This is a genomic window from Bradyrhizobium sp., assembly GCF_036735945.1.
Classification (GTDB): domain Bacteria; phylum Pseudomonadota; class Alphaproteobacteria; order Rhizobiales; family Xanthobacteraceae; genus Bradyrhizobium.
Window position 1 is genome coordinate 1 of sequence record NZ_DAINNI010000068.1, and the last position, 24,758, is coordinate 24,758.

Genomic DNA, 24,758 nt, shown 5'->3' on the forward strand with positions numbered 1-24,758 from the left:
GCCACCGACCGGCTGCAGAAGCCGGTGGAACTGTCGATCGATCTGCGCGTCGAGCACGCGCTGCGCGATGAATTGTTGAAGGCGAAGGAGAAGTACAAGGCCAAGGCGGCTTCCGGCCTCGTCTCCAACGTCCGCACCGGCGAGATCGTCGCGATGGTGTCGCTGCCGGATTTCGATCCCAACAACCCGAAGGAAGCGCACGATCCCGACCGCATCAACCGCCTGACCACGGGCGTGTTCGAAATGGGCTCGACCTTCAAGGCGCTGACGCTGGCGATGGCGCTGGATTCCGGCAAGGCCAACCTCAACTCGCTCTATGACGGGCGCGGGGCGCTGAAGTTCGGCAAGTTCACCATTCACGACACCCATCCGGTCGGCCGCCCGATCACGCTGGCGGAAGTATTCACCTTCTCCTCCAACGTCGGCGCGGCCAAGATCGCGCTGGCGCAGGGCGTGGAGGCGCACAAGGCGTTCCTGAAGAAGCTGGGACAGATGGACCGGTTGCGCACCGAACTGCCCGAAAGCGCGTCGCCGATCGTGCCGAAGCGCTGGACCGAGCTCAACACCATCACCGCGTCCTTTGGCCACGGCATCGCGGTGGCGCCGCTGCAGGCGGTGATGGGCATCAACGCCTGCATCAATGGCGGCTACCTGATCCCGCCGACCTTCCTCAAGCGATCGGAGGAAGAGGCGCGGGAGATCGCGAAGAAGGTGCTGCGCACCGAAACGTCGGACAAGATGCGCTATCTGATGCGGTTGAATGCCGAGATCGGAACCGCCAAGAAGGCCGACGTGAAGGGCTACTATATCGGCGGCAAGACCGGCACCTCGGAAAAGGTCGTCAACGGCCGCTATTCCAAGAAGCAGGTGCTCAACTCCTTCACCGCGATCATCCCGGCCGACAATCCGCAATACCAGCTGCTGGTCATGCTGGACGAGCCGAAGGCGCTGCCGGAAACCCATGGCTTCATCACCTCGGGCTGGAACGCGGTGCCGACCGGCGGCAAGGTGATTGCCCGCATCGGGCCGCTGCTCGGCCTTGAGCCGCGCTTCGACCTGCCGCCGTCCGACCGCCTTATTCTTGCGGCATCGAGGACAACCCAGTAAGGCGTATGTCACGCCCGCGCCGAACGGCGCGCCGGGCCGGACTGGAGCACGATGAAACTTCGCGATCTCTTCAGCGATGATGCTGTGATCGAGCCGCAGGCGGCGGCACTCGACGTGAAAGGCCTCAGCGTCGACAGCCGCGCGGTGAAGCCAGGCGACATGTTTTTCGCGCTCGCCGGCTCCAGGACGGATGGTTCCCGCTTTATCGATGCCGCCGTTGCGGCAGGCGCCGTCGCGGTAGCGGGCGACCGGGCATCGCCGGGCCATCGCGTGCCGTTCGTGATCACGCCGAATCCGCGCCGTGCGCTGGCGCTGGCGGCGGCGCGATTCTATCCGCGCCAGCCCACGACCATCGCGGCGGTGACCGGGACCAGCGGCAAGACATCAGTAGCTGCGTTCACGCGCCAGATCTGGGAACGGTTGGGTCATGTATCCGCCAGCATCGGCACCATCGGCCTCGTTTCGCCGAAGCGCACAATCTATGGCTCGCTGACGACGCCGGACCCGATCGCGCTGCATCGGCAACTCGATGAGATCGCGGGCGACGGCGTCACGCATCTTGCCTTCGAAGCATCCTCGCACGGGCTCGATCAGTTCCGCCTCGACGGCGTGCGCATCGCCGCCGGCGGCTTCACCAACCTCTCGCGCGACCACATGGACTATCATCCCGACGAGGCCCACTACCTCGCGGCCAAGCTGCGGCTGTTCCGCGATCTCGTTCCGCCCGGCGGCGCGGCGGTGATCTCGGCCGATCATGCGTGCTCGGTGCAAGTGATTGAAGCTGCGCGGTCGCGCGACTTGCAGATCATTGCCGTTGGCCGCAATGCCGATGGTGACGGCGAGGGCATTCGTCTGGTCGGCGCCTCGGTGGAAGGATTTGCGCAAAACCTCGCGCTGGAATCTCGCGGGCGCAATTATACGATCAGGCTGCCGCTGGTCGGCGAATTCCAGATCGAGAACGCATTGGTTGCCGCGGGCCTTGCGATCGGCACCGGCAGCGAGCCTGATGCGGTGTTTGCCGCGCTCGAACATCTCGAGGGCGCCAAGGGGCGGCTGGAGCGGGTCGGCGAATATAATGGCGCGCCTGTTTTCGTCGACTATGCGCACAAGCCGGATGCGCTGGCGAAGGCGCTGCAGGCGCTGCGGCCCTATGCGAAGCGCAAGCTCGTCGTCATCTTCGGCGCCGGCGGTGACCGCGACGCCGGCAAGCGTCCGATCATGGGCGCGATCGCGGCCGAGAATGCCGATCATGTCATCGTCACCGACGACAATCCGCGCAGCGAAAATCCTGTAATGATCCGCGCCGCCATCCTGGCCGCGGCAAAGGGCGCAACCAATATCGGCGATCGCGCCGAGGCGATCAGGCAGGGGATCGCAGCGCTGCAGCCCGGCGATGCGCTGTTGATCGCCGGCAAGGGGCACGAAACCGGACAGATCGTCGGCGACAAGGTGTTGCCGTTCAGCGATCACGAGGCGGTGGCGGCCGCGCTGGCAGCGAGGGTTCAATGAGCGCGACTTCATTGTGGACGATTGCCGAGGTTGCGCGCGCGCTGGGGCTGTCGGGCGAATTCCCTGATACGCCGATCGATTTCGTCACGCAGGACAGCCGGCTGGTGAAGCCGGGAAGCCTGTTCGTGGCGCTGAGCGGGACGCCGAGCGGCGGCTTCATTTCCAGTTTCGCCAGTGCGCGCGACGGCTGGGAATTTGCCGACAAGGCCGAAGCGTCCGGCGCGGTGGCGATGATCGTTCCGCATCAGGTTGCCGGCGTCAGCGTTCCGCAATTGGTGGTAAAGGACACGCTGATCGATGGCCTGTGGGGCCTCGCGCGCGCCGCGCGGGCGCGGTTCAGCGGCCAGGTGATCGGGCTCACCGGCAGCGCGGGCAAGACCAGCACCAAGGAATTCCTCGCCGCGTATCCGAATGCCTATGCGAGCCCGAGCAGCTTCAACAATTTCTGGGGCGTGCCGCTGACGCTGTGCAACGCCAGCCCGAAGGCCAGCGTGTGGGTCGTCGAGATGGGCATGAACCAGGCCGACGAGATCGCGCGGCTCAGCGAACTGACGAAGCCGACGGTTGCGCTCGTCGTGAACGTGCAGCCGGTGCATCTGGAAAAACTCGGCAGCCTGGAAGCGATCCGGCGCGAGAAGGTCAGCATCGCGCAGGGCCTGCCAAAGGATGGCGTACTGGTGCTGCCTGACGATGTCGCGGCGCCGGAATGGAACGGCAAGGTCGTTCGCTTCGGCGAATCGTCAGAGGTGCGCGAACTTAAGCATGCGGCTGAAGGCGAGGGCTGGAACGTCGCCGTGCAGCTCGACGGCAGCCGGATCGAATTCGGCCTGACGCCCGGTGCGCCGCATCGGCTGCAGAATGCGCTGGCCGCGCTGGCGTCGATCCATGCCGCCGGGCTCGATCCGGCGGCGCTGGCCAAAGAGCTCAACCATGTCGGCATCATGACCGGGCGCGGCGTCGAGCAGGCGGCGGGCGGCGTCACCGTGATCGACGACAGCTTCAACGGCAATCCGGCCAGCATGGTTGCGGCGCTCGGCAGCCTGAAGGCGCGGCCGCTGCAATCGGGCCGGCGCATCGCCATCCTCGGCGACATGCTGGAATTGGGCGATGACGCACCGGCCTATCACGAGAAGCTCGCGAAAGACTTGCCCGGCATCGACGGCATCTACTGCGTCGGCCCGCTGATGCGGCATTTATATGATCTCGTTCCCGCGGAGCGGGCGCTCGGCTGGCATGACGACCCGGCGACGCTCGATCCCCAACGAATCGCCGCATTGCTCAGGGACGGGGACGTGGTGGTGGTCAAGGGCAGCAAAAAGATGTTTTGGGTGAACAAGTTTGTGCCCCGCCTGCTGGCCGCCCTGCAGGCAAAGGCGTAGACTGGGCTCCACCCCCGGCGTCCCTTCCGCCAGGCGTGATTCGTCAATGCCCCCAGGATTCGTCAATACCCCAGGCATGACCAAGATTTGCTTGGTTTGAGGATGAAAACGATTATCAAGGCGTTCTCAAAGCGCTTTCCGCCAAAGACGGCGCAACCAAGCCGCGTGATAGGGCCTTCTGGATGTTTTACTGGCTGATCGAACTTTCCAACACCGTTCCCGGTTTTGGCATCTTCCGCGGCGCCTTCAACGTGTTTCGCTACATCACCTTCCGCACCGGCGGGGCGATGGTGACCGGCGCGCTGTTCGTGTTCCTGTTCGGCCCCTGGATCATCGATCATCTGCGGCTGCGGCAAGGCAAGGGCCAGCCGATTCGCACCGACGGCCCGGCATCGCATCTGATCTCCAAGAAAGGCACGCCGACGATGGGCGGGCTGATGATCCTTTCCGGCCTCGTGGTCTCGACGCTGCTGTGGGCGAACCCGCTCAACCCCTATGTCTGGATCGTGCTGGCGGTGACGCTCGGCTTCGGCTTCGTCGGATTTTATGACGACTATCTGAAGGTGACCAAGCAAAGCCACAGCGGCTTCGCCGGCAAGTTGCGGCTGCTGATCGAAGGCATCATCGCGCTCGCGGCCTGCTACGCGCTGGTGCGCCTTGGCCGCGACGTGACATCGACGTCGCTGGCCGTTCCATTCCTGAAGGACGTCGTGATCAATTTCGGCTGGTTCTTCGTGATCTTCGGCGCCTTCGTCATCGTCGGCGCCGGCAATGCGGTGAACCTGACCGACGGTCTCGACGGCCTCGCCATCGTGCCGGTCATGATCGCCGCCGCCAGCTTCGGCATGATCTCGTACCTGACCGGCAACGCTGTGTTCTCCGACTACCTGCAGATTCGATATGTCGCCGGCACCGGCGAACTCGCGGTGCTCTGCGGCGCGGTGCTCGGCGCCGGACTGGGTTTTCTCTGGTTCAACGCGCCGCCGGCCTCGATCTTCATGGGCGATACCGGCTCGCTCGCGCTCGGCGGCATGCTTGGCGCGACCGCGGTAGCCGTGAAGCACGAGATCGTGCTGGCGGTGATCGGCGGCCTGTTCGTGCTGGAAGCCGTCTCCGTGATCGTGCAGGTGACCTCGTTCAAGCTGACCGGCAAGCGCGTGTTCCGGATGGCGCCGCTGCATCATCATTTCGAGCAGAAGGGCTGGACCGAGCCGCAGATCGTGATCCGGTTCTGGATCATCTCGGTGATGCTGGCGCTCGCCGGCCTCTCCACGCTCAAGCTGCGGTGAGTTCCGTGCGATGATCCCCGTCACGTCATTCGCGGGAAAAACGGTCGCCGTATTCGGGCTCGGCGGGTCGGGCCTTGCGAGCTGTCACGCGCTGAAGGCGGGCGGGGCGGAAGTGATCGCGGCGGACGACAACGCAGACAATGTCGCCACGGCAGCGCAGGCCGGCTTCACCACAGCCGATCTGCGCACCGTGTCATGGGCGAATTTCGCTGCGCTGATCCTGACCCCCGGCGCGCCGCTGACGCATCCGGCGCCGCATTGGTCGGTGCTGATGGCGCGCCAGGCTGGCTGTGAGGTGATCGGCGATATCGAACTGTTCTGCCGCGAGCGCCGCCGCCACGCGCCGGATGCGCCGTTCGTCGCCATCACCGGCACCAACGGCAAGTCGACCACCACGGCACTGATCGCGCATCTGACGAAGGTTGCCGGCTACGATACCCAGATGGGCGGCAATATCGGCACCGCGATCCTGTCGCTGGAGCCGCCGCGGATGGGGCGCGTGCATGTGGTGGAAATGTCATCCTACCAGATCGACCTTGCGCCCTCGCTCGATCCATCCGTCGGCATTCTGCTCAATGTCAGCGAGGATCATATCGATCGTCACGGCACGCTGGAGAACTACGCCGCCGTAAAGGCACGGCTGGTCGCCGGCGTGCAGCCGCAGGGCACCTCGATCGTCGGCGTCGATGACGGCTGGTGCCGCAACATCGCCGACCGGATCGATCAGGCGGGGAAACGCGTGGTGCGGATATCCGTGAAGAACCCGCTGCCCGACGGGGTCTATGTCGAACGCGAGACCATCGTGCAGGCCTCCGGTGGCGCGCGCCGCGAGATCGCAAGGCTGGGTGGCATCGGCTCGCTGCGCGGCCTGCATAACGCGCAGAACGCGGCCTGCGCAGCGGCCTGCGCACTGGCGATGGGCATTTCCACCGATGTTCTGCAGAACGGCCTCCGCAGCTTTCCCGGGCTTGCGCACCGCATGGAGCAGGTCGGCCGCCGCGGCAACGTGCTGTTCGTCAACGACTCCAAGGGCACCAATGCCGACGCCGCCGCCCATGCGCTGTCGTCCTTCGCCGACATCTTCTGGATCGCCGGCGGCAAGCCGAAGCAGGGCGGCATCACCGGCCTCGCCGAATATTTCCCGCGCATCCGCAAAGCCTATCTGATCGGCGAGGCCGCGCAGGAGTTTTCCGGCACGCTCGGCGAGCGCGTGCCGCACGAGATTTCAGAAACGCTCGATGTCGCGGTCGCCAACGCCGCGCGCGATGCGGAGGCGTCGGGTCTGGTCGATCCCGTGGTGCTGCTGTCGCCCGCCTGCGCCTCGTTCGACCAGTACCGCAATTTCGAAATCCGCGGCGCCGCGTTCCGCGATCTCGTGACCGCGATTCCAGGCGTGAAGCCGGTGGTGTAGGGGCCGTCAGGTCCCCGCTGCCAGCGTCCACGGCTGGTTTGGCTTTGCCGGTCGTGCTATGTTGGCTGCATGACGACATCGTCGATACGTAATCTGCCCAAGGACTTGTTGTCCGAACTGGAACGAAAGTTCTTCTGGTGGGAGGAGCCTTTCGGTTCACAGCCCCGTTCGGATGCCAGAATTCTTGCCCAGGCGATGAGCATGGCCGGGTTCGATGAGGTGCGTCGCCTGGAACAATCGCTTGGTTGCGATCTTCTCGCCAATGTCATGCTGCAGGCGGGGCCGGGGTGGATTGACGAACGATCCTGGGAGTTCTGGCGTGGCCGCTTGATGCGGGCCACTGGCCGTTCGATACCTGATGCAGCTCCCGTGAGGACGCTCGATGCCGGATCAGTTTGATCCCCGAATAGAGATCCTTCCGTCGGCCCAGAAGGAGATCTGGCGTCACCTGGCTCCGGCACCCGACCTGCGTTTTGTGTTGTATGGCGGCACCGCGGTCGCGCTGCACTTGGGCCATCGTGTTTCGATCGATTTTGATTTCTTCAAGGCCGAGCCGTTGGACAAGGCGCTCATCGAAACAAGCTTCCAGTTCGTTCGGAACGCGCGGACTCTTCAGGAAGACGAAAACACCCTTGTCATGGCGGTGCCGATGCCGTCCGGACCGGTCAAGGTCTCGTTCTTTGGTGGATTGGCGTTAAACAGGATCAACGACCCGCTTCGCACGAAGGATCAGGTGCTGATAGTTGCCTCACCTGAAGACCTGCTCGCCACCAAGCTCAAGGCGATTCTCGATCGTGCGGAAGCCAAGGATTATCGCGACATCTCTGCACTGCTCGCAGCCGGGGTTTCACTGGAGAACGCGTTGGGGGCGTTCTCGGCGAACTATCGAAGAGATCCTGCGCTACCCCTCAAGGCCTTGGGATTTTTCAAGGACGGAGATCTGCCATCTCTCGCCAAGGCCGATCAGGATTTGCTCCGCGCGGCCAGGGATCGAGTTAACGTCGTACCCGAGGTGCGACTCTCAAAGGGATTGCTTCCCCATTAGCGATGATGCGCATTGCGTGGGCCGGGCAGCGCAGCGAAACCCATCGCTGCCTGCTTCGAGGGCGTCGCAAATGGCAACTCACGCCCCCTCACGCGCCTATCATCGTTTCGTTGTCGGTATCCTCTCGGTGACTCTGTCGTTCATTGCGCCTGGTAATGCTGCAGCGTCTGACAAAGTAACTCTCACAGAGTCGACGGTCACCTGGAGCACAGTCAAATATGCGACCTCTGCCGACAACGGTTTCATCGACGGATCGCTCGACAAGAGCACCATCATCGATCGCACATTCCGAACCCGCGTGCTCGAGAACCGATATCTGAAGGCAACGCTCGTCCCCGAATTTGGCGGACGCATCCTTTCCATCGTCTACAAACCGACCGGCCACGAACAGCTCTATCGCACGGAAGTCGGCGTGCCCTACGGCATGATGGCCGGCAATTTCTATTACGACTGGCTGATGGTGTATGGCGGCATCTTTCCGACCTTTCCGGATGCCGAGCACGGCAGGGCGTGGCCGAGGCCGTGGGATTTCAAGGTCGTGAAAGAGAGTGCGGAAGAAGTGACGGTGTCGATGTCGCTCAGGGACGATTTGGCGTATTCAGCCGCGCCAGCGCAGTTTCTCAGGGGATCGACGGGCATCGAAGCGACTTACTTCGTCACGCTGAAAGCCGACCGCGCCGCACTCGACACGCGCGTGGTCCTGAAAAACCCGCAGGACAAAAGCGTCGACTACGAGTACTGGACCTGCACGACGCTGGCGCCGGGATCGGACCCGAAAAATCCGAGAACGACCGGCGGCGCGGAAATCATCGCGCCGATCGAGGCCTACACCACGCCCGCATGGTCGGCCAATTTGTCTGAGAGCGACAAGGGCCTGGGGCAGGGCAGGCATCGGTTCGAAAAGCTGCGCCATTTCAGGAACTGGCCGACGATGGGCATCGCGTACGCCGCGCCCGACATGCAGGGCGCAAACTTCTGGGGCGTGATCAATCACGACAATGAAGAGGGGATCATCCGCATCGCGGATAATAAGGTCACGCGGGGCCTGAAGATGTGGACGTGGGGATTTCCGTCGTTCACGAACGAAACCGACGCGCGCAAGGAGCCGAACGAGGTGCGGCCTTATATTGAATTATGGGCGGGGGTGTCGGACCAGTTCTTCCACCGCGCCAGGCTTCCGGTGAGGGGCGAAGTATCCGTTGCGGAAACCTACAGCCCGACCGTCGGCATGAGCAACGTGACGCACGCGAACGAGAATATTCTGGTCAATCTCTCGGCCGGGGCTGCCGGCGTGAATCTCCAGTTCTTCAGTATCGAGCCGGCCGCGCCGTTGCGAGTAACGCTGACACACGGCGACGCGATATTGTTCAGCGAGGCCGTGACAGCCGATCCTAAAAACGGAAATCGCATCTCCGCGACGATTCCTTCCGGCGGCGGTGATCAGGTCCGGCTGACGATCAGGACCGTGGAAGGCAAGGAACTGATCGCGGCCGAGACAAGAATAAAATGAATGCCTGCCGACTGCAGGCAATTGGCCGGATCGATCGCGCTTGCCGTTCATCATTTCTTCGGCCTTGTGGCGGCGGGGGTTGTCCTGCGCTCGTGGCCAACGTGCACACTATCGTCGGCTTGGAGGCGTCATTCGAGTTGGACGGGGGGCGACGACTTTTTGTCAGGCGCGACCGAGTTCTACCTCAATAGTTACCGGCTTCATTAACCGCTTGGAAACCATCCTGCGCCACCAATGGGCGCTACCTCCGCCATTTGGGGACGCCCATGCTCCACCGTGACCAACGCACGCCGTTTTCGGACTGGTGGTGGACCGTGGACAAGCTGCTGCTTGGCGCGATCATGGTGCTGATGCTGGGCGGGGTCATCCTGTCGCTGGCGGCGAGCCCGCCGGTGGCCACAAGGATCGGACTCGATCCGTTCCACTTCTTCAGCCGGCACATGCTGTTCCTGCTGCCGTCTCTCCTCGTGCTGCTCGGCGTATCATTCCTGTCGCCCAGGCAGATCCGCCGCCTCGCGCTGCTGGTGTTCGTGGTCAGCATCATCCTGATCGTGATGACGCTGGCGTTCGGCGCGGAGGTCAAGGGCTCGCGGCGCTGGATCACGCTGCTCGGCGTCAACATCCAGGCCTCCGAATCCGCCAAGCCCGCCTTCGTCGTGATCGCGGCGTGGCTGTTTGCGGAATCGACCAAGCGGCCGGAGATGCCGGCGACCTCGATGGCGCTGACGCTGCTGTTGATGCTGGTGTCGCTGCTGGTCATGGAACCGGATTTCGGCCAGACCATGCTGATCCTGATGGTGTGGGGCGCGCTGTTCTTCATCGCGGGCATGCGGATGATCTGGGTCGCCGGCCTTGCCGGCGCCGCGGCGGCCGGGCTTTTCAGCGCCTATCTGTTCGTTCCGCATGTCGCAGGCCGTATCAAGCGCTTCATGAACCCTGCCTCCGGCGACACCTTTCAGGTCGACATGGCGATGGAAGCATTCTGGAACGGCGGCTGGTTCGGCCTCGGACCCGGGGAAGGAATTGCAAAGCGCAGCCTGCCGGACAGCCACACGGATTTCGTCTTCGCGGTGGCGGCGGAAGAATTCGGCATCATCCTGTGCCTGGCGCTGGTCGCGCTGTTCGCCTTCATCGTGCTGCGCACGCTGACGCGCGCCTATGCCAGCGAAGACATGTTCGCCCGCTTCGCGGCGTCCGGGCTTGCCATCCTGTTCGGCGTGCAGGCCGCGATCAACATGGCGGTCAACCTGCAACTGATCCCCGCCAAGGGCATGACGCTGCCGTTCATTTCCTATGGTGGCTCGTCGATCATCTCGCTGGCCTATGGCGTCGGCATGATGCTGGCGCTGACGCGGCAACGTCCGCGCACCGAGGTGGAATCGATGAATGCCGCTGGCGTGGCGCGCGGTTACGCGTAAAGCGCGGCGCGTTCATTCGGGCAATCCGGCGAGGCGCAACGGCTCAACCAGCGCGTCGAGGTCTGCCTGGTATCGGTAAGGCAATCCTTGTGCCCAGCTACTTGCCGTCAGGTGGGGATGACTGGCCAGTATCTTCCTGACGTGCGCGCGTGCCTCATCCTCACTGCCGAGGTTCCAGAGGGCCGCGACAAGTGTCGTTTGCGCGGTCAGCCAGCGTGGCTTCTCCATCAGAACGCGTGCGGCGATGTCGCGTGCTGCGATGAGATCGCCGAGGTGGAACCTCGCCCGCGCCTCGTCGACTGTCGATTCATGGCGGCTAAGCGGACTGAGCCGTTGCGCTTGCTCTTCATATTCAGCGGCCTTGCGGAAATTGCCGGCATAGCCATGAAACATGCCCGCCATATGATAGTTGCCCGCGCCGCTGGGGCCGGCAGCAATCGCCTTCTCGCCTGCAGCCACGGCATCGTCGTGGCGACGTTGAAACAGGCGCGTATAGCCGAGCGCTACGTGTCCCACATCGCTGTCCGGGTCGACCGCCAGAGCCTTCATTGCGCATTCCAATGCTGCTTCATAGGTTGTCGCCCGGTCACTTTCCCAACCAAAGCGAACCTGGTCGGTCAGCGTGAACCCCAGCAGGCTGAGCGCCGGCGTATGATCCGGGTTGATCGCCAGGGCCCGTTCGAACTCGCTTCGCGCTTGCGCATGGGTGTGCCTGGCAAAGTTGACATACAGGGCTCGACCTTTGAGGAAATGCTCGTAGCCCAACGGGCTGCCGGAACGTTTGCGCCACACCCGCGCTTCTTCGCCAATCGTCAGCCGAACCTCGAGCGCGGCGACGATTTCCTGCGTTATGCGGTCCTGAAGCTCGAACACGTCGTCAAGGTCACCCTCGAAACGGTCCGCCCAGACATGGCCACCGTTCAGGCTGTCGATCAACTGCGCCGCCAATCTCACGCGATTGCCGGCCTTGCGAACGCTTCCTTCCAGCACATAGCGAGCGCCGAGCATGCGCCCGATTTCGCGGATGTCCCGCGCCTGTCCCCTGAACACAAAGCTGGAGTTGCGCGCTATGACCAGCATTTCCTGAAGCTTTGACAATGTGGTCAACACGTCTTCAGCGATACCGTCGGCGAAATATTCCTGTTCCGGGTCACCGCTCATGTTCTGGAATGGCAACACGGCGATCGATGGTTTGTTTGGCAGCGACGGCGACCCGGAAGTATCTACGACGGCTGTCGCACTTGGGGCATCAGACCCGCCAGTGGCGTAAGCCCTGATCGGTTCCTCAATGTTCTTGACCTGCTGAGCACCGAGGTCGGTAAACGCGAGGGGCAGAAGCTTCCTGACCTGCTCATACGTCGCGCCTGATACGCAAACGCTCCCGGGTCGTGCCAAAGCTTGCAAACGCGCGGCGATATTCACGCCATCGCCAAACAGATCGCCGGCGCGGACCATCACGTCGCCGATGTGGATGCCGATGCGGAAGTTGATGCGCTTGTCCGGTGACAGGCGGGAGTTTGCCTCAGTGAGGGCCGCCTGCGCGTCCACGGCACACTGCACGGCGTCCACAGCGCTGCCGAACTCGGCAAGGACACTATCGCCTGCCGTATTCGCGATGCGGCCTCTGTGCTCGGCAATGGTCCTGTCGAGGATCGCGCGCCGCTCGGTCAGCCCCTTGAGCGTCCCTACCTCATCCGCGCCCATGAGGCGGCTGTAGCCTTCCACGTCAGCCGCGAAGACTGCCACCAGCCGGCGATTGAATTCGGCATGCTCTGACACGGCCGATCCTGTGCCTCAGATGCCGGATATTACCGGAAATTTGGTCCGCCGTGGGGCCTGTCGTCGATCGGACGCAAGAAACCGAAAAGCCCTTGACGCGGACATCGCCTCGAGATCTGAGCTGGCGCTGGTGACGGATAGCCCAGCGTCGGCTATCAAGGCTCCATGAACACGGCACCTCTCATTCTGCTGGCCGCCGGCGGCACCGGCGGCCATTTGTTTCCCGCCGAAGCGCTCGGCGTCGAGCTCATCAAGCGCGGCCTGCGCGTGCGGCTGGCGACCGACGCCCGCGCATTGCGCTACAGCGGGCTGTTCACCAGGGAAAACACCGACGTGGTGCCGAGCGAGACTGTGCGCGGGCGCAATCCGATATCGCTGGCGCGGACCGTGATGACGCTCGGCTATGGAACGGGTGTCGCAATCAGCCTCGTGCGGCGGCTGAAGCCCGCGGCCGTGGTCGGTTTCGGCGGCTATCCGACGCTACCGCCCTTGCTGGCGGCGCGACTGCTCGGCGTGCCCGGCATCATTCACGATGCCAATGCCGTGCTCGGCCGCGCCAACCGTTTTCTCTCCGGCCGCGTCAACGCGATTGCAACCTCGCTGCCGGGCGTGCTCGATCGCGATCCGGCGCTTGCGGGAAAGGCGACGACCGTCGGCACGCCGATGCGCCCTGCGATCCTCGATGCAGCCGCGGTGCCGTTTGCCTCGCCCGAACCGAACGGGCCGCTGCGTCTGCTGGTGGTCGGCGGCAGTCAGGGCGCGCGGGTGATGAGCGACATCGTGCCGCCGGCGATCGAGCGGCTCGAGCCGGTGCTGTGGAGCCGTCTCGTCCTGACGCAGCAGGTGCGCGAGGAAGACATGGCGCGTGTCCGCGCGATCTATGACCGGCTCAGGATCAAGGCCGAACTCGCGCCGTTCTTCGCCAACCTGCCGGTGCGGCTCGCGTCCAGCCATCTCGTGGTCTCGCGCTCCGGCGCCGGCACGGTGGCGGAACTCGCCGCGATCGGCCGGCCCTCGATCCTGGTGCCGCTGCCCGGCGCGATCGACCAGGACCAGTTCGCCAATGCCGGCGTGCTGGCCAAGGTAGACGGCGCCTTGCGCATCCCGCAGGCCGAGTTCACGCCGGACCGGCTGGCGGCGGAAATCTCAACCTTCGCCGCCGAACCGGCGCGGCTGACCGCCATGGCTGCGGCCGCCCGCCAGGTCGGCCGGCTCGACGCCGCCGAGCGGCTGGCCGATCTGGTGATGAAAACGGCCGGAATTTGACGCTCATGGCGGCTGAAAAAGCGCTTGTCATGCCCCGCGAAAGCGGGGCATCCAGTATGCCGCGGCGCCTGATTTGAGCCTCGGCTTCGCGGAATACTGGATCATCCGCTTTCGCGGATGATGACGATAGGGAATGCTGCATGAGACTGCCGCGCGAGATCGGACCCATTCATTTTGTCGGGATCGGCGGCATCGGCATGAGCGGCATCGCCGAGGTGCTGGTCAATCTCGGCTACACCGTGCAGGGCTCGGACGCCTCCGAAGGCGGCAACGTCACGCGGCTGCGCGAGAAGGGCGTCAAGGTCTCGGTCGGCCACAAGGCCGAGAATGTCGACGGCGCCGACGTCGTCGTGGTCTCCACCGCGATCAAGCGCGACAATCCGGAACTGATGGCGGCCCGCGCGCAGCGCATCCCGGTGGTGCGCCGCGCCGAAATGCTGGCCGAGCTGATGCGGCTGAAAAGCTGCGTCGCGATCGCCGGCACCCACGGCAAGACCACGACCACGACGATGGTGGCGACGCTGCTCGATGCGGGCGGGCTCGATCCAACCGTGATCAATGGCGGCATCATCAATGCCTACGGCTCCAATGCCCGATTGGGCGCCGGCGACTGGATGGTGGTGGAAGCCGACGAGAGCGACGGCACGTTTTTGAAGCTGCCGTCCGATGTGGTGATCGTGACCAACATCGATCCCGAGCATCTCGATCACTTCAAGACCTTCGAGGCGATCCAGGACGCCTTCCGCAACTTCGTCGAGAACGTGCCATTCTATGGCTTTGCCGTGATGTGCACCGATCATCCCGTGGTGCAGACGCTGGTCGGCAAGATCGAGGACCGGCGCATCGTCACCTATGGCGAAAATCCGCAGGCCGATGCGCGGCTCGTCGACCTGACGCCGATGGGCGGCGGGTCGAAATTCAAGGTCGTGTTTCGCAACCGCAAGACCGACGCCACGCACGAGATATCTGACATCGTGCTGCCGATGCCCGGACGGCATAATGCGTCGAACGCGACGGCGGCGATTGCGGTGGCGCATGAACTCGGCATGTCCGACGATGCGATCCGGACGGCCATCGCGGGCTTCGGCGGCGTCAAGCGGCGCTTCACCCGGACCGGCGAATGGAACGGGGTCACCGTGATCGACGACTACGGTCACCACCCGGTCGAGATCGCGGCTGTTCTTAAGGCGGCGCGTGAATCCACCAACGGCAAGGTCATCGCCGTGGTGCAGCCGCACCGCTTCACCCGCCTGCAATCGCTGTTCGAGGAATTCTGCACCTGCTTCAATGACGCCGACGCGGTCGTTGTCGCCGAGGTCTATCCAGCCGGCGAGGCGCCGATCGAAGGCATCGACCGCGACCATTTCGTTACCGGCCTGCGCGCGCACGGCCATCGCGAAGTGATCCCGCTGCCGGGCTCGGCTGAACTCGCCAGCATCGTTCGCGGCATTGCCGGCTCCGGCGACCTCGTCGTCTGCCTCGGCGCCGGCAACATCACGCAATGGGCCTATGCGTTGCCGGGCGAACTGAAGGCATTGGATTAGCGGTGGCTTTCCCCGACCTCACCTCCGATCTGAAGGCCGCGATGCCGGAATTGCGCGGACGGCTGCTCGCGAACCAGTCGCTGGCCGAACTGACGTGGTTTCGCGTCGGCGGACCGGCGCAGGTGCTGTTCACGCCGGCGGATGAGGACGATCTCGCGTACTTCTTGAAGCACCTTCCGAAGGAGCTGCCGGTCTATGTCGTCGGCGTCGGCTCCAACCTGATCGTGCGCGATGGCGGCATGCCGGGCGTGGTGATCCGCCTTGCTCCGCGGGCGTTCGGCGAGACCACGGCTTCAGGGGATGTCGTCAGCGCCGGCGCGGCCGCGCTCGACAAGCGGGTGGCGGAGACGGCGGCCGCGGCCGGCATCGGCGGCCTGGAATTCTTCTTCGGGATTCCCGGCACCATCGGCGGCGCGCTGCGGATGAATGCCGGCGCCAATGGCGGGGAGACCAGGGACGTCCTGATTGAGGCCACAGGCATCGGCCGCGACGGCACCAGGCATGTCTTTGGCAATGCCGAGATGAAGTTCGCCTACCGCAACAGCGGCGTCGATCCCTCCGTTATCTTCACGTCGGCGCGGCTTCGCGGCGCCGCCACCGACGCCGAGACCATTCGCGCGCGGATGAACGAGGTGCAGAACCACCGCGAAATCGCTCAGCCGATTCGCGAAAAGACCGGCGGTTCGACCTTCAAGAATCCGCCCGGCAACAGCGCCTGGAAACTGATCGACGCCGCCGGCTGCCGCGGGCTTCGCGTCGGTGGCGCGCAGGTGTCGGAAATGCACTGCAATTTCCTCATCAACACCGGTAACGCCACCGGCCATGATATTGAAACGCTGGGCGAAACCGTGCGCGAGCGGGTTAAAGCGAATTCTGGCATAGAGCTGCATTGGGAAATCAGGCGGATCGGAATTCCGACGTAATTGTCATCCCGGGTTCGATGCTTTCGGAGAGCTTCGGAATGATGGATAGGTAGAGGCGGATGCGAACGACCATTCTGTTCGGCGGCTCCAACAAGGAGCGCCTGGTTTCGGTGGCGAGCGCGCAGGCGCTGTATCGGGCCCTGCCGGAGGCCGACCTCTGGTTCTGGTCGGTGGGGGACACGGTCCACGAGGTCGGCTCCAAGGCGCTGCTCGAGCACAAGCGTCCGTTCGAGGATGAGTTCAAGCCGGGCAGCGCCGGCGTTGCGCTGGAGGCGGCGCTCGACCAGGCGAAGGCCGAGGATCGCGTGCTCGTGCTGGGTCTCCATGGCGGACGCGCCGAGAATGGTGAGTTGCAGGCGATGTGCGAGCTGCGCGGCATTCCCTTCACCGGATCCGGCTCGGCATCGTCGAATCTTGCCTTCGACAAGACCGCAGCGAAACGGTTTGCGGCGATTGCGGGCGTCGCGGCGCCGGCCGACATTGATCTGGCGAATCTCGACGCGGCGTTTGCCGAGCACGGCCGACTGATCGCAAAGCCGGCGCGGGACGGTTCGAGCTATGGCCTGATCTTCGTCAACGCGCAGCAGGACCTCGTCGCCGTCCGCAACGCGGCCAGAACCGAAGAATATCTGATCGAGCCGTTCATCGCTGGTGTCGAAGCCACCTGCGGCGTGCTGGAGCAATCGGACGGCACGTTGATGTCGCTGCCGCCGATCGAGATCGTGCCCGGCGAGGGCACCTTCGACTACACGGCCAAATACCTGCTCAAATCGACTCAGGAGATCTGCCCGGGCCGTTTTTCTCCTGATGTAACCGCGCAACTGCAGGATCAGGCGCTGCGCGCCCACAAGGCGCTATCCTGCACCGGCTATTCCCGGACCGATTTCATCGTCTCGGCGAAGGGGCTGGTCTATCTGGAAACCAATACACTGCCGGGCCTGACGGCGGCTTCGCTCTATCCCAAGGCGCTGAAGGCGCAGGGCATCGAATTCCCGGATTTTCTGCGCGACCAGATCGTGCTGGCGGAGCGGCAGGCCCGGGCCCGGCTCTGACCCGTTGCCCGGATCGTTAACCGGGGAACCCGGGTCGGCCCTCAAAATTGTTTCCAAATCCTGACGGTTGACCGGCAAACCACTCAAAATACGTATCAAATCTTTCCGCCGGGGCAGCGGTTTTACACTTTGTTTACCAGTAAGTCCGAAGGTTAACGCTGGCGGCGCATGTGGCGCTTGGCTGCCGGGGTGTGCGTTTTCAGCACGTAGGTCCGGCCGAGCCGAGTCGTCATCTGAGCCGGGACTCGCAAAAAACGCTTGCGGGAACAACACTTGGACAGGCTCGTGCAATGGATGGTGCAGGACGTCCCGCGCGGTCGATGAGATCGCAGGGGCCCCAGGCTGACCTGAAAGCCGCCGCTATTGGAGCGGCGGTGCTGCTGCGCGAGCGGCTGGGCCGTCGTGCCCCCGTCCGGAAGCGCCCCATGATCGACCGCGCGCCGTCGAATCGGGTGGTCCGGCTGGTCGAACGCTATCTGCCGAATCGCCTCGGCGTCGCGCTGACCGTGCTGATGCTGCTCGGCAGCACCGGGCTCGGCATCGTCAAGGGCGGACACGTCGACGAATTCATGGTCGGGCTGAGCGATGCCCGCAACGCGCTGGCCAATTCGGCCGGCTTCCGCATCACCGAGGTGGCCATCAACGGCCGCAGGCAGTTGAGCCAGGACGAAGTGCTTGCGATCGGCGGCGTCAACGGCCGCTCCTCGCTGCTGTTTCTCGATGCCACCATCCTGCGCGACAAGCTGAAGGGAAACCCCTGGATCGCGGATGCGACCATCCTGAAGCTCTATCCCGGCCGGCTGCAGATCGACATCGTCGAGCGCACCGCGTTCGCACTGTGGCAGCAGGATGGCCGTCTCGCCGTGATCGCCGAGGATGGCGCCGTGCTGGAGCCGTTCGTGGCGCGACGATTCGTTTCGCTGCCGCTCGTGGTGGGGAAGGGCGCCGACGCCAAGGCGCGCGATTTCCTTGCCCTGCTCGACCGCTATCCGCAGGTCCGCTCCGTGACCAGGGCGGCGATCCTGGTCGGCGAACGGCGCTGGAATTTGCGGCTGAAGGACGGCCTCGATATCCGCCTGCCGGAGAACGACGTCGGCAATGCGCTTTCGATGCTGAGCAAGCTCGACAAGGAGGAGCGGCTGTTCTCGCGCGACATCACGGCCGTCGACCTGCGCCTGCCGGACCGCCTCACCGTGCAATTGTCGGAAGAGGCGGCCAAGGCCCGCGACGAACTGTTCAAGGACAAGAAACCCAGGAAGAAGCCGGGTGACTCGGCATGAGCGGGCTCGATCGCAACCAGACTCCGAAGACGCGGCCCGTCGACCACAAGCGTACGGCGATGGTCGCCTCGCTCGATATCGGCACCAGCAAGATCGCCTGCATGATCGCGCGGCTGAAGCCGTCGCCGCCGAGCGAGGCGCTGCGCGGCCGCACCCATGCCGTGGAATTGATCGGCTACAGCCAGATCCAGTCGCGCGGCGTCAAGGCCGGCGCCGTGGTCGATATGGCCGAATGCGAGCAGGCGGTGCGCCAGGCGGTGGCGCTGGCCGAGCGCATGGCCAAGGTCCGCGTTGAATCCATTTTGCTGTCGGTCTCCGGCGGCCGGCTGCAGGGTGCGCTCGTCGAGGCCGCCGCCGATATCAGGGGCGGATCGGTCACCGCCGATGACGTCACCCGCGTGACCTCCACCGGCATGCGCCACGCCACCGGCGAGGGCCGCACGGTGCTGCACGCGCTGCCCGTCGGCTACGCGCTCGATGGCGTCAAGGGCATCCGCGATCCCCGCGGCATGATTGCGCGGCAGTTCGGCGTCGACATGCAGGTGGTGACGGCGGACGCGACCGTCGCCCGCAACCTGATGCTGGTGGTCGAGCGCTGCCATCTCAACGTCGAGGCCATGGCGGCGAGTCCTTATGTCGCAGGCCTGTCCGTGCTGACCGACGACGAGGCCGATCTTGGTGCCGCCGTGGTCGAAATGGGGGCGGGGTCGACCACGATCGCGACCTATTCGGGCGGCCGTTTCGTGCATGCGAGCGGATTTGCGCTCGGCGGCCAGCACGTGACGATGGACCTTGCCCGTGGCGTCGGCGCGTGCATTGCTGATGCAGAGCGAATCAAGACGTTATATGGCACCGTGCTGACCGGCGGGTCCGACGCGCGCGAACTGATGTCTGTACCGACTGCGGGCGAGGAACACGATGCCCCGCAGATTGTCTCGCGCGCCACGATTGCCAACATCGTCCGGCATCGTGCCGAGGAGATTTTTGAAATGGTCCGGGACCGGCTCGCGGATTCCCCGTTTGCGGCAGAGCCGCGGGCGCGGGTCGTCTTGAGCGGCGGAGCATCCCAGCTCACCGGAACCGTCGAGCTCGCCACCCGCATTCTCAACCGGCCGGTCCGGATCGGCCGTCCGCTCGGTTTCGGCCGGCTGCCCAGCGAAGCCAAGAGCGCTTCGTTCGCGGTGCCGACCGGCCTGCTGGTCTACCCGCAATACGCTCACCTTGAACATGTCGAACCGCGGCATACGCGGCAGCTCAAGACAGGGACTGACGGCTATTTTGGAAGGGTCGGACGATGGCTTCGCGAAGGCTTCTGATGATCATCCTTATCACCAAACGACTTTCACCAAATCCCGTGGCCGCCGGCCCGGGCGAACCAACGCGCGCGTCGTAATCGAGAGGCACCCATGGCACTCAATCTGACACCCCCTGACATCAGCGAGCTGAAGCCGCGGATTACCGTATTCGGCGTCGGTGGAGCGGGCGGCAACGCCGTCAACAACATGATCACTGCCGGGTTGCAGGGAGTAGACTTCGTCGTCGCCAATACCGATGCGCAGGCGCTGACGATGTCGAAGGCGCAGCGCATCGTGCAGATGGGAACGGCGGTGACGCAGGGTCTCGGCGCGGGGTCCCAGCCTGATGTCGGCGCGGCGGCGGCGCAGGAAGTCATCGACGAGCTGCGCGATCACCTCACGGGTGCCAACATGGTGTTCGTCACCGCCGGCATGGGCGGCGGCACCGGCACCGGCGCAGCCCCGGTGATTGCCAAGACCGCGCGCGACATGGGCATCCTCACCGTCGGCGTCGTGACCAAGCCGTTCCACTTCGAAGGTGCGCGCCGGATGCGCACCGCGGAGGCGGGCATTGCCGAGCTGCACAAGGTCGTCGACACGCTGCTGATCATCCCGAACCAGAACCTGTTCCGGGTCGCCAACGAAAAGACCACCTTCGCCGACGCCTTCGCGATGGCCGACCAGGTGCTCTATTCGGGCGTTGCCTGCATCACCGATCTGATGGTCAAGGAAGGCCTGATCAACCTCGACTTCGCCGACGTAAGGGCGGTGATGAGGGAAATGGGCAAGGCGATGATGGGCACCGGCGAGGCGACCGGCGACAAGCGCGCGCTGACCGCGGCGGAAGCCGCGATCGCCAACCCGCTGATCGACGATAGCTCGATGAAGGGCGCCAAGGGCCTCCTGATCTCGATCACGGGCGGCAAGGATCTGACGCTGTTCGAGGTCGACGAGGCCGCGACCCGCATCCGCGAGGAAGTCGACCAGGACGCCAACATCATCGTCGGCGCCACCTTCGACGAATCGCTTGACGGCATCATCCGCGTCTCCGTCGTCGCCACCGGCATCGACCAGTCGCAGATCGCGCGCAACCAGACGACGCAGTCCATCGCCACCCCGACGCCCGCGGTCGCCGCGCCGTCGGCCTCGCCCGACTCGCGCCTGGCTGAACTGACCGCCCGCCTGCGCGCCGACAATGCACGCCTCGCCGAGCGGGTCCAGAAGCTCGACCCCGCAACTGTGCCGCATGCCATCGCTCCGGCGCCCGCGCCGGCTGCAGCCACGGCACAGCGCTCGCCGCACAATGTCGAGCGCGCGGCGCTGGCCGCGATCGCCGCGGCGGTCGAACCGCCTGCGGCCGCGCCGATCCAGCCGGCGTCCTATGGCGACGTGACCGTCCGCCCGATCGCGCAGAAGCCGACGCTGTTCCCGGACAAGGATACCGTCCGGCCCGAGCCCGAAGCGCCTCCGATGCCCGAAAACTTCATCCCGCAGGCGGCGGAACGTCCGATGCGCGCGCCGCGGATGCCGAAGTTCGAGGACCTCCCGATGCCCGCCCAGAACGAGATCCGGCAGGCGGCTCGTGTCGAGCCGGAAGAGGAGCATCCGCAGAAGTCCAAGCTGTCGCTGTTGCAGCGGCTGGCCAATGTCGGCCTCGGCCGCCGCGACGAGGAGAGCGAGCCGCCGATCGCGGCGCGTGCCTCCGGCCCGGCGATGGCGCCGCTGCCGCCGCATCCGGAACGCAAGCCGCAGCGCCCGGTCGCGAATCAGGAGCCGGTATCGGAATACGCAAAGCGTCCGGCGCCGCAGGGTCTGGACATCCATGGCCGCCCGGCGCCTGTTGCGCCGGCGCCACAGGGTGACGACCATCTTGATATCCCGGCCTTCCTCCGGCGGCAGGCCAACTGAGGTTTTGTAACAATCAAGGCGGCCAAAGGGGCCCCGGCCGGATCAGCCGGGGCCCTTGTCTTGGGGGTGGTCACCGGCTCCGGATGTTCATTCAACAAATTGATTTTAAACGAGTAATTATTGTTTATGTGATTGGATGGCGCGTTTGGAAGCGCCGCTCGCCGTGCCGGAATTTGGTTAACCCCTGGCGCGATTGCGGCAGAGATCGGGTAACAATCGGTAAACAAGCGTGAGTTGGCGCGCTTTGGGGCAGTGACTATGGTCTGCCGTGACTTGGGGATGCCTAGAACGCGAATCGCGCTCACGCGCGGTTCCGACACTGGGTTAAGTCGGGTAGTGGGCAGTTATCGATGAAATTCAGTCGCCAGACCACGCTTCGCTCGCAAGCCACTGTAACGGGCGTTGGCGTTCATTCCGGTTTACCTGTCAGCCTGACCATCGGACCTGCACCCGCGAATGCAGGTTTTATTTTTGTCCGCACCGGCCTTGATGAGGCCGACCGTGAAGTTCCTGCCGTCGCCGCCTCCGTCACTGCCACCGATTTCCAGACCGTTCTTGGCGACCGCGAAGGTCCGCTGGTCTCCACTTCCGAACATATCCTCGCCGCCCTGCGCGGCATGGGGGTCGACAACGCCACCATCGAGGTCGACGGCCCCGAAGTTCCGATCATGGACGGCAGTGCCGCAGCGTTCGTCGCGGCGATCGACCAGGCCGGCATCGTCACCCAGTCAGCTTCGCGCCGCTTCATCCAGATCCTCAAGCCGGTGCAGGTCGCGCTTGGCGACAGTTTTGGCGAACTGCGCCCGCATGCCGGCGGGTTCCGCGTCGAGGTCGAAATCGACTTCACGACATCGGCGATTGGCCGCCAGAGCTACTGCCTCGACCTCAGCCCCGAAAGCTTCCGCCGCGAGGTTTCGCGCGCACGCACCTTCGGCTTCATGAGCGATACCGCGCGTCTGTGGGGCGCGGGCTTTGCGCTCGGTGCGTCGTTCGAGAATTCGGTGGTGTTCGACGAGGACCGCCTGCTCAATCCGGAAGGCCTGCGCTACAGCGATGAATGCGTCCGCCACAAGGTGCTCGATGCCATCGGCGACCTTACGCTGGCTGGCCTGCCGCTGCTCGGTGCCTACCGCTCCGTCCGCCCCGGTCACAAGCTGAACCACGCCGTGCTGACGGCGCTGCTGGCCGATCGCAGCGCCTGGCGGGTGGTCGAAGCCGAAACCGCACGCCGTTCGCGCGGCCATGTCGAGGCCGGCGTGGGCCTGGCGGGCGGGCTGATCGCCCCGGCCTATGGCCCGGACGTTTCCTGAGGTTCGCCCTGGTATTTTTCCTCAGTTTTGAGCAGTCTTGCGCTACTTGAGCGCATTTTCCGTAGTAACCACAATCGGTAAGCCCGCCGTCCAGCCGCCTTAATCCGGGCGAATTGGCTGCGTATTCGGTTGGTCGAGGACCATTTTTCGGCTACAGAAGCCTGCGGTTGCACCACAGGGCACCACGGGCCTTGAAGAATTGGGCACCAACGCATTGGGCACGGGGTATATGACGTCCAGGACGACGGTTCACGGACGGGCGGGCTCAGTCATCAGTCGCATCACGGGGCGTCAGGTCACAGATTCCATGTCGGCACAGCGTTTGACGCTTGAACCACGCAATTCACTCGGACGGTCGCTGCGGCTGGCCGCGGCTCTGATCGCGCTCGCGATTCCCTTGAGCGGCTGCGGCACGGGCGCGCTGTGGGACAAGTTCACCGCCAAGGACGACACCTTCGTCGAGGAGCCCGCGGACAAGCTCTATAATGAGGGCTTGTACCTGATGAACCAGCGCAAGGATAACAAGGCGGCCTCGAAGAAATTCGAGGAAGTCGACCGCCAGCATCCCTATTCGGACTGGGCGCGCAAGTCGCTGCTGATGTCGGCCTATTCCTTCTACAATGTGGGCGATTATGACAGCTGCATCGGCGCGGCGACCCGTTACGTCACGCTGCATCCCGGCAGCCCTGACGCGGCCTACGCCCAGTACCTGATCGCGGCCTCGCATTACGACCAGATCCCGGACATCTCCCGCGACCAGGGCCGCACCGAAAAGGCGATCGCGGCGCTGGAAGAGGTGATTCGCAAATATCCGACCTCGGAATACGCCAACTCCGCCAAGGCCAAGCTCGAAGGCGCGCGCGACCAACTCGCCGGTAAGGAAATGGACGTCGGCCGCTATTACATGGAGCGGCGCGACTACACCGCCGCGATCAACCGCTTCAAGACCGTCGTCACCCGCTACCAGACCACGCGGCATGTCGAGGAGGCGCTGGCGCGACTGACCGAAGCCTATATGTCGATCGGCATCGTCGGCGAGGCGCAGACCGCGGCGGCCGTCCTCGGTCACAATTTTCCTGACAGCCGCTGGTACAAGGACGCCTATAATCTCGTGAAGTCGGGCGGTCTCGAGCCGAACGAGAACAAGGGTTCCTATATCTCAAGGGCCTTCAAGAAGATGGGTCTCGGATAGCCGGGCGGGTCTGGCGCTCGCGCCCGGTGCACTCGCGACCCCGCAAGGCGAATGTCACGTTGCCAAGGCTCCAATATTCCCAGGGCCCCACTACAAGGCTCCACTTGCAGCCTGATATTTGCTAGTGGTCCTTTTGATTCTAACATTCGCAAATGCGGCTCCCGGGTGGGGAGCGGATGTCAGAACCGGACCACTAGGAATTTACCTCGCATGCTGGCGCGTCTGTCGATCCGCGACATCGTCCTGATCGAACGGCTCGATATCGAATTCTCCCGTGGCCTCGCGGTGCTGACCGGCGAAACCGGCGCGGGCAAATCCATTTTGCTCGATGCCTTCGCGCTGGCGCTCGGCGGCCGCGGCGATGCGGGCCTCGTGCGCCATGGCGCGGAGCAGGGCCAGGTGACGGCGACCTTCGACGTTCCCAAGGGCCACCCCGCGACAAAAATCCTTGCCGGGAACGGCCTCGACGACACCGGCGAGATGATTCTGCGCCGCGTGCAGCTTGCCGACGGCCGCACCCGCGCCTTCATCAACGACCAGT

20 protein-coding genes are annotated in these 24,758 nt (G+C 64.5%); 19 read left to right on the top strand and 1 reads right to left on the bottom strand.

Features of this window, described 5'->3' with window-relative positions:
• From V7E26_RS19785 to ftsW, 9 genes are all read left to right on the top strand, one after another.
• On the top strand, positions 1 to 1,107 hold a 1,107-nt coding region (locus V7E26_RS19785; RefSeq protein ID WP_324419288.1), incomplete at its 5' end, for a peptidoglycan D,D-transpeptidase FtsI family protein.
• Between the two features lie 51 nt (positions 1,108 to 1,158).
• Positions 1,159 to 2,616: a UDP-N-acetylmuramoyl-L-alanyl-D-glutamate--2,6-diaminopimelate ligase gene (locus V7E26_RS19790; protein WP_324419290.1), complete on the top strand. Its 1,458-nt coding sequence runs from the start codon at positions 1,159 to 1,161 to the stop codon at positions 2,614 to 2,616.
• Positions 2,613 to 3,995 (top strand): UDP-N-acetylmuramoyl-tripeptide--D-alanyl-D-alanine ligase, encoded by a 1,383-nt coding sequence (locus tag V7E26_RS19795; protein ID WP_324419292.1) that lies wholly within the window; start codon positions 2,613 to 2,615, stop codon positions 3,993 to 3,995. The genes V7E26_RS19790 and V7E26_RS19795 overlap by 4 nt, the downstream gene beginning before the upstream one ends.
• Before the next feature lie 182 nt (positions 3,996 to 4,177).
• Positions 4,178 to 5,284 (top strand): phospho-N-acetylmuramoyl-pentapeptide-transferase, encoded by a 1,107-nt coding sequence (gene mraY / locus V7E26_RS19800; RefSeq protein WP_324419294.1) that lies wholly within the window; start codon positions 4,178 to 4,180, stop codon positions 5,282 to 5,284.
• 10 nt (positions 5,285 to 5,294) lie between these two features.
• The gene (murD, locus tag V7E26_RS19805; RefSeq protein WP_324419296.1) at positions 5,295 to 6,695 is read left to right on the top strand and encodes a UDP-N-acetylmuramoyl-L-alanine--D-glutamate ligase; all 1,401 of its coding nucleotides are present in this window, start codon (positions 5,295 to 5,297) and stop codon (positions 6,693 to 6,695) included.
• 69 nt (positions 6,696 to 6,764) lie between these two features.
• The gene (locus V7E26_RS19810) at positions 6,765 to 7,094 is read left to right on the top strand and encodes a hypothetical protein (protein WP_324419298.1); all 330 of its coding nucleotides are present in this window, start codon (positions 6,765 to 6,767) and stop codon (positions 7,092 to 7,094) included.
• The gene (locus tag V7E26_RS19815) at positions 7,078 to 7,740 is read left to right on the top strand and encodes a nucleotidyl transferase AbiEii/AbiGii toxin family protein (RefSeq protein WP_324419300.1); all 663 of its coding nucleotides are present in this window, start codon (positions 7,078 to 7,080) and stop codon (positions 7,738 to 7,740) included. The genes V7E26_RS19810 and V7E26_RS19815 overlap by 17 nt, the downstream gene beginning before the upstream one ends.
• A 16-nt stretch (positions 7,741 to 7,756) precedes the next feature.
• The gene (locus V7E26_RS19820; RefSeq protein ID WP_324419302.1) at positions 7,757 to 9,250 is read left to right on the top strand and encodes a DUF5107 domain-containing protein; all 1,494 of its coding nucleotides are present in this window, start codon (positions 7,757 to 7,759) and stop codon (positions 9,248 to 9,250) included.
• 266 nt (positions 9,251 to 9,516) lie between these two features.
• A complete protein-coding gene (ftsW, locus tag V7E26_RS19825) occupies positions 9,517 to 10,668 on the top strand; it encodes a putative lipid II flippase FtsW (RefSeq protein WP_324419305.1) in 1,152 nt (383 codons plus the stop codon).
• A 12-nt stretch (positions 10,669 to 10,680) separates the two neighbouring features.
• Here ftsW and V7E26_RS19830 read toward each other — a convergent pair whose 3' ends face one another.
• A complete protein-coding gene (locus V7E26_RS19830) occupies positions 10,681 to 12,447 on the bottom strand; it encodes an adenylate/guanylate cyclase domain-containing protein (protein WP_324419308.1) in 1,767 nt (588 codons plus the stop codon).
• Between the two features lie 165 nt (positions 12,448 to 12,612).
• Between V7E26_RS19830 and murG the strand changes: the two genes are divergently transcribed.
• From murG to V7E26_RS19880, 10 genes are all read left to right on the top strand, one after another.
• Positions 12,613 to 13,713, top strand: coding sequence for an undecaprenyldiphospho-muramoylpentapeptide beta-N-acetylglucosaminyltransferase (gene murG / locus V7E26_RS19835; RefSeq protein WP_324419310.1), 1,101 nt, complete (start codon positions 12,613 to 12,615; stop codon positions 13,711 to 13,713).
• A 140-nt stretch (positions 13,714 to 13,853) separates the two neighbouring features.
• Positions 13,854 to 15,257, top strand: coding sequence for a UDP-N-acetylmuramate--L-alanine ligase (gene murC / locus V7E26_RS19840; RefSeq protein ID WP_324419312.1), 1,404 nt, complete (start codon positions 13,854 to 13,856; stop codon positions 15,255 to 15,257).
• A gap of 2 nt (positions 15,258 to 15,259) precedes the next feature.
• Complete coding sequence (murB, locus tag V7E26_RS19845; protein WP_324419314.1) at positions 15,260 to 16,180, top strand: UDP-N-acetylmuramate dehydrogenase; 921 nt, start codon at positions 15,260 to 15,262, stop codon at positions 16,178 to 16,180.
• A 59-nt stretch (positions 16,181 to 16,239) separates the two neighbouring features.
• A complete protein-coding gene (locus V7E26_RS19850) occupies positions 16,240 to 17,232 on the top strand; it encodes a D-alanine--D-alanine ligase family protein (RefSeq protein WP_324419316.1) in 993 nt (330 codons plus the stop codon).
• Positions 17,233 to 17,522: 290 nt separating this feature from the next.
• On the top strand, positions 17,523 to 18,512 hold the full coding sequence (locus tag V7E26_RS19855) for a cell division protein FtsQ/DivIB (protein WP_324419318.1): 990 nt from the start codon (positions 17,523 to 17,525) through the stop codon (positions 18,510 to 18,512).
• Positions 18,509 to 19,828, top strand: coding sequence for a cell division protein FtsA (gene ftsA / locus V7E26_RS19860; RefSeq protein ID WP_324419320.1), 1,320 nt, complete (start codon positions 18,509 to 18,511; stop codon positions 19,826 to 19,828). Before V7E26_RS19855 ends, ftsA begins: the two co-directional genes overlap by 4 nt.
• 90 nt (positions 19,829 to 19,918) lie before the next feature.
• Positions 19,919 to 21,715: a cell division protein FtsZ gene (ftsZ, locus tag V7E26_RS19865; protein ID WP_324419323.1), complete on the top strand. Its 1,797-nt coding sequence runs from the start codon at positions 19,919 to 19,921 to the stop codon at positions 21,713 to 21,715.
• A gap of 350 nt (positions 21,716 to 22,065) precedes the next feature.
• Complete coding sequence (lpxC, locus tag V7E26_RS19870) at positions 22,066 to 23,025, top strand: UDP-3-O-acyl-N-acetylglucosamine deacetylase (RefSeq protein ID WP_324419325.1); 960 nt, start codon at positions 22,066 to 22,068, stop codon at positions 23,023 to 23,025.
• 307 nt (positions 23,026 to 23,332) lie between these two features.
• On the top strand, positions 23,333 to 24,217 hold the full coding sequence (locus V7E26_RS19875) for an outer membrane protein assembly factor BamD (protein ID WP_324419327.1): 885 nt from the start codon (positions 23,333 to 23,335) through the stop codon (positions 24,215 to 24,217).
• 210 nt (positions 24,218 to 24,427) lie between these two features.
• Positions 24,428 to 24,758, top strand: a 331-nt coding sequence (locus V7E26_RS19880; protein ID WP_324419329.1) for an AAA family ATPase, incomplete at its 3' end; no start/stop codon positions are given.

Excerpts from the sequence above, each read along its gene's own strand:
- V7E26_RS19790 (WP_324419290.1), top strand. The coding sequence starts at position 1,159 with ATGAAACTTCGCGATCTCTTCAGCGATGATGCTGTGATCGAGCCGCAG.
- V7E26_RS19795 (WP_324419292.1), top strand. The coding sequence starts at position 2,613 with ATGAGCGCGACTTCATTGTGGACGATTGCCGAGGTTGCGCGCGCGCTG.
- mraY (WP_324419294.1), top strand. The coding sequence starts at position 4,178 with ATGTTTTACTGGCTGATCGAACTTTCCAACACCGTTCCCGGTTTTGGC.
- murD (WP_324419296.1), top strand. The coding sequence starts at position 5,295 with ATGATCCCCGTCACGTCATTCGCGGGAAAAACGGTCGCCGTATTCGGG.
- V7E26_RS19810 (WP_324419298.1), top strand. The coding sequence starts at position 6,765 with ATGACGACATCGTCGATACGTAATCTGCCCAAGGACTTGTTGTCCGAA.
- V7E26_RS19815 (WP_324419300.1), top strand. The coding sequence starts at position 7,078 with ATGCCGGATCAGTTTGATCCCCGAATAGAGATCCTTCCGTCGGCCCAG.
- ftsW (WP_324419305.1), top strand. The coding sequence starts at position 9,517 with ATGCTCCACCGTGACCAACGCACGCCGTTTTCGGACTGGTGGTGGACC.
- murG (WP_324419310.1), top strand. The coding sequence starts at position 12,613 with ATGAACACGGCACCTCTCATTCTGCTGGCCGCCGGCGGCACCGGCGGC.
- murC (WP_324419312.1), top strand. The coding sequence starts at position 13,854 with ATGAGACTGCCGCGCGAGATCGGACCCATTCATTTTGTCGGGATCGGC.
- V7E26_RS19850 (WP_324419316.1), top strand. The coding sequence starts at position 16,240 with ATGCGAACGACCATTCTGTTCGGCGGCTCCAACAAGGAGCGCCTGGTT.
- V7E26_RS19855 (WP_324419318.1), top strand. The coding sequence starts at position 17,523 with ATGGATGGTGCAGGACGTCCCGCGCGGTCGATGAGATCGCAGGGGCCC.
- ftsA (WP_324419320.1), top strand. The coding sequence starts at position 18,509 with ATGAGCGGGCTCGATCGCAACCAGACTCCGAAGACGCGGCCCGTCGAC.
- ftsZ (WP_324419323.1), top strand. The coding sequence starts at position 19,919 with ATGGCACTCAATCTGACACCCCCTGACATCAGCGAGCTGAAGCCGCGG.
- lpxC (WP_324419325.1), top strand. The coding sequence starts at position 22,066 with ATGAAATTCAGTCGCCAGACCACGCTTCGCTCGCAAGCCACTGTAACG.
- V7E26_RS19875 (WP_324419327.1), top strand. The coding sequence starts at position 23,333 with ATGTCGGCACAGCGTTTGACGCTTGAACCACGCAATTCACTCGGACGG.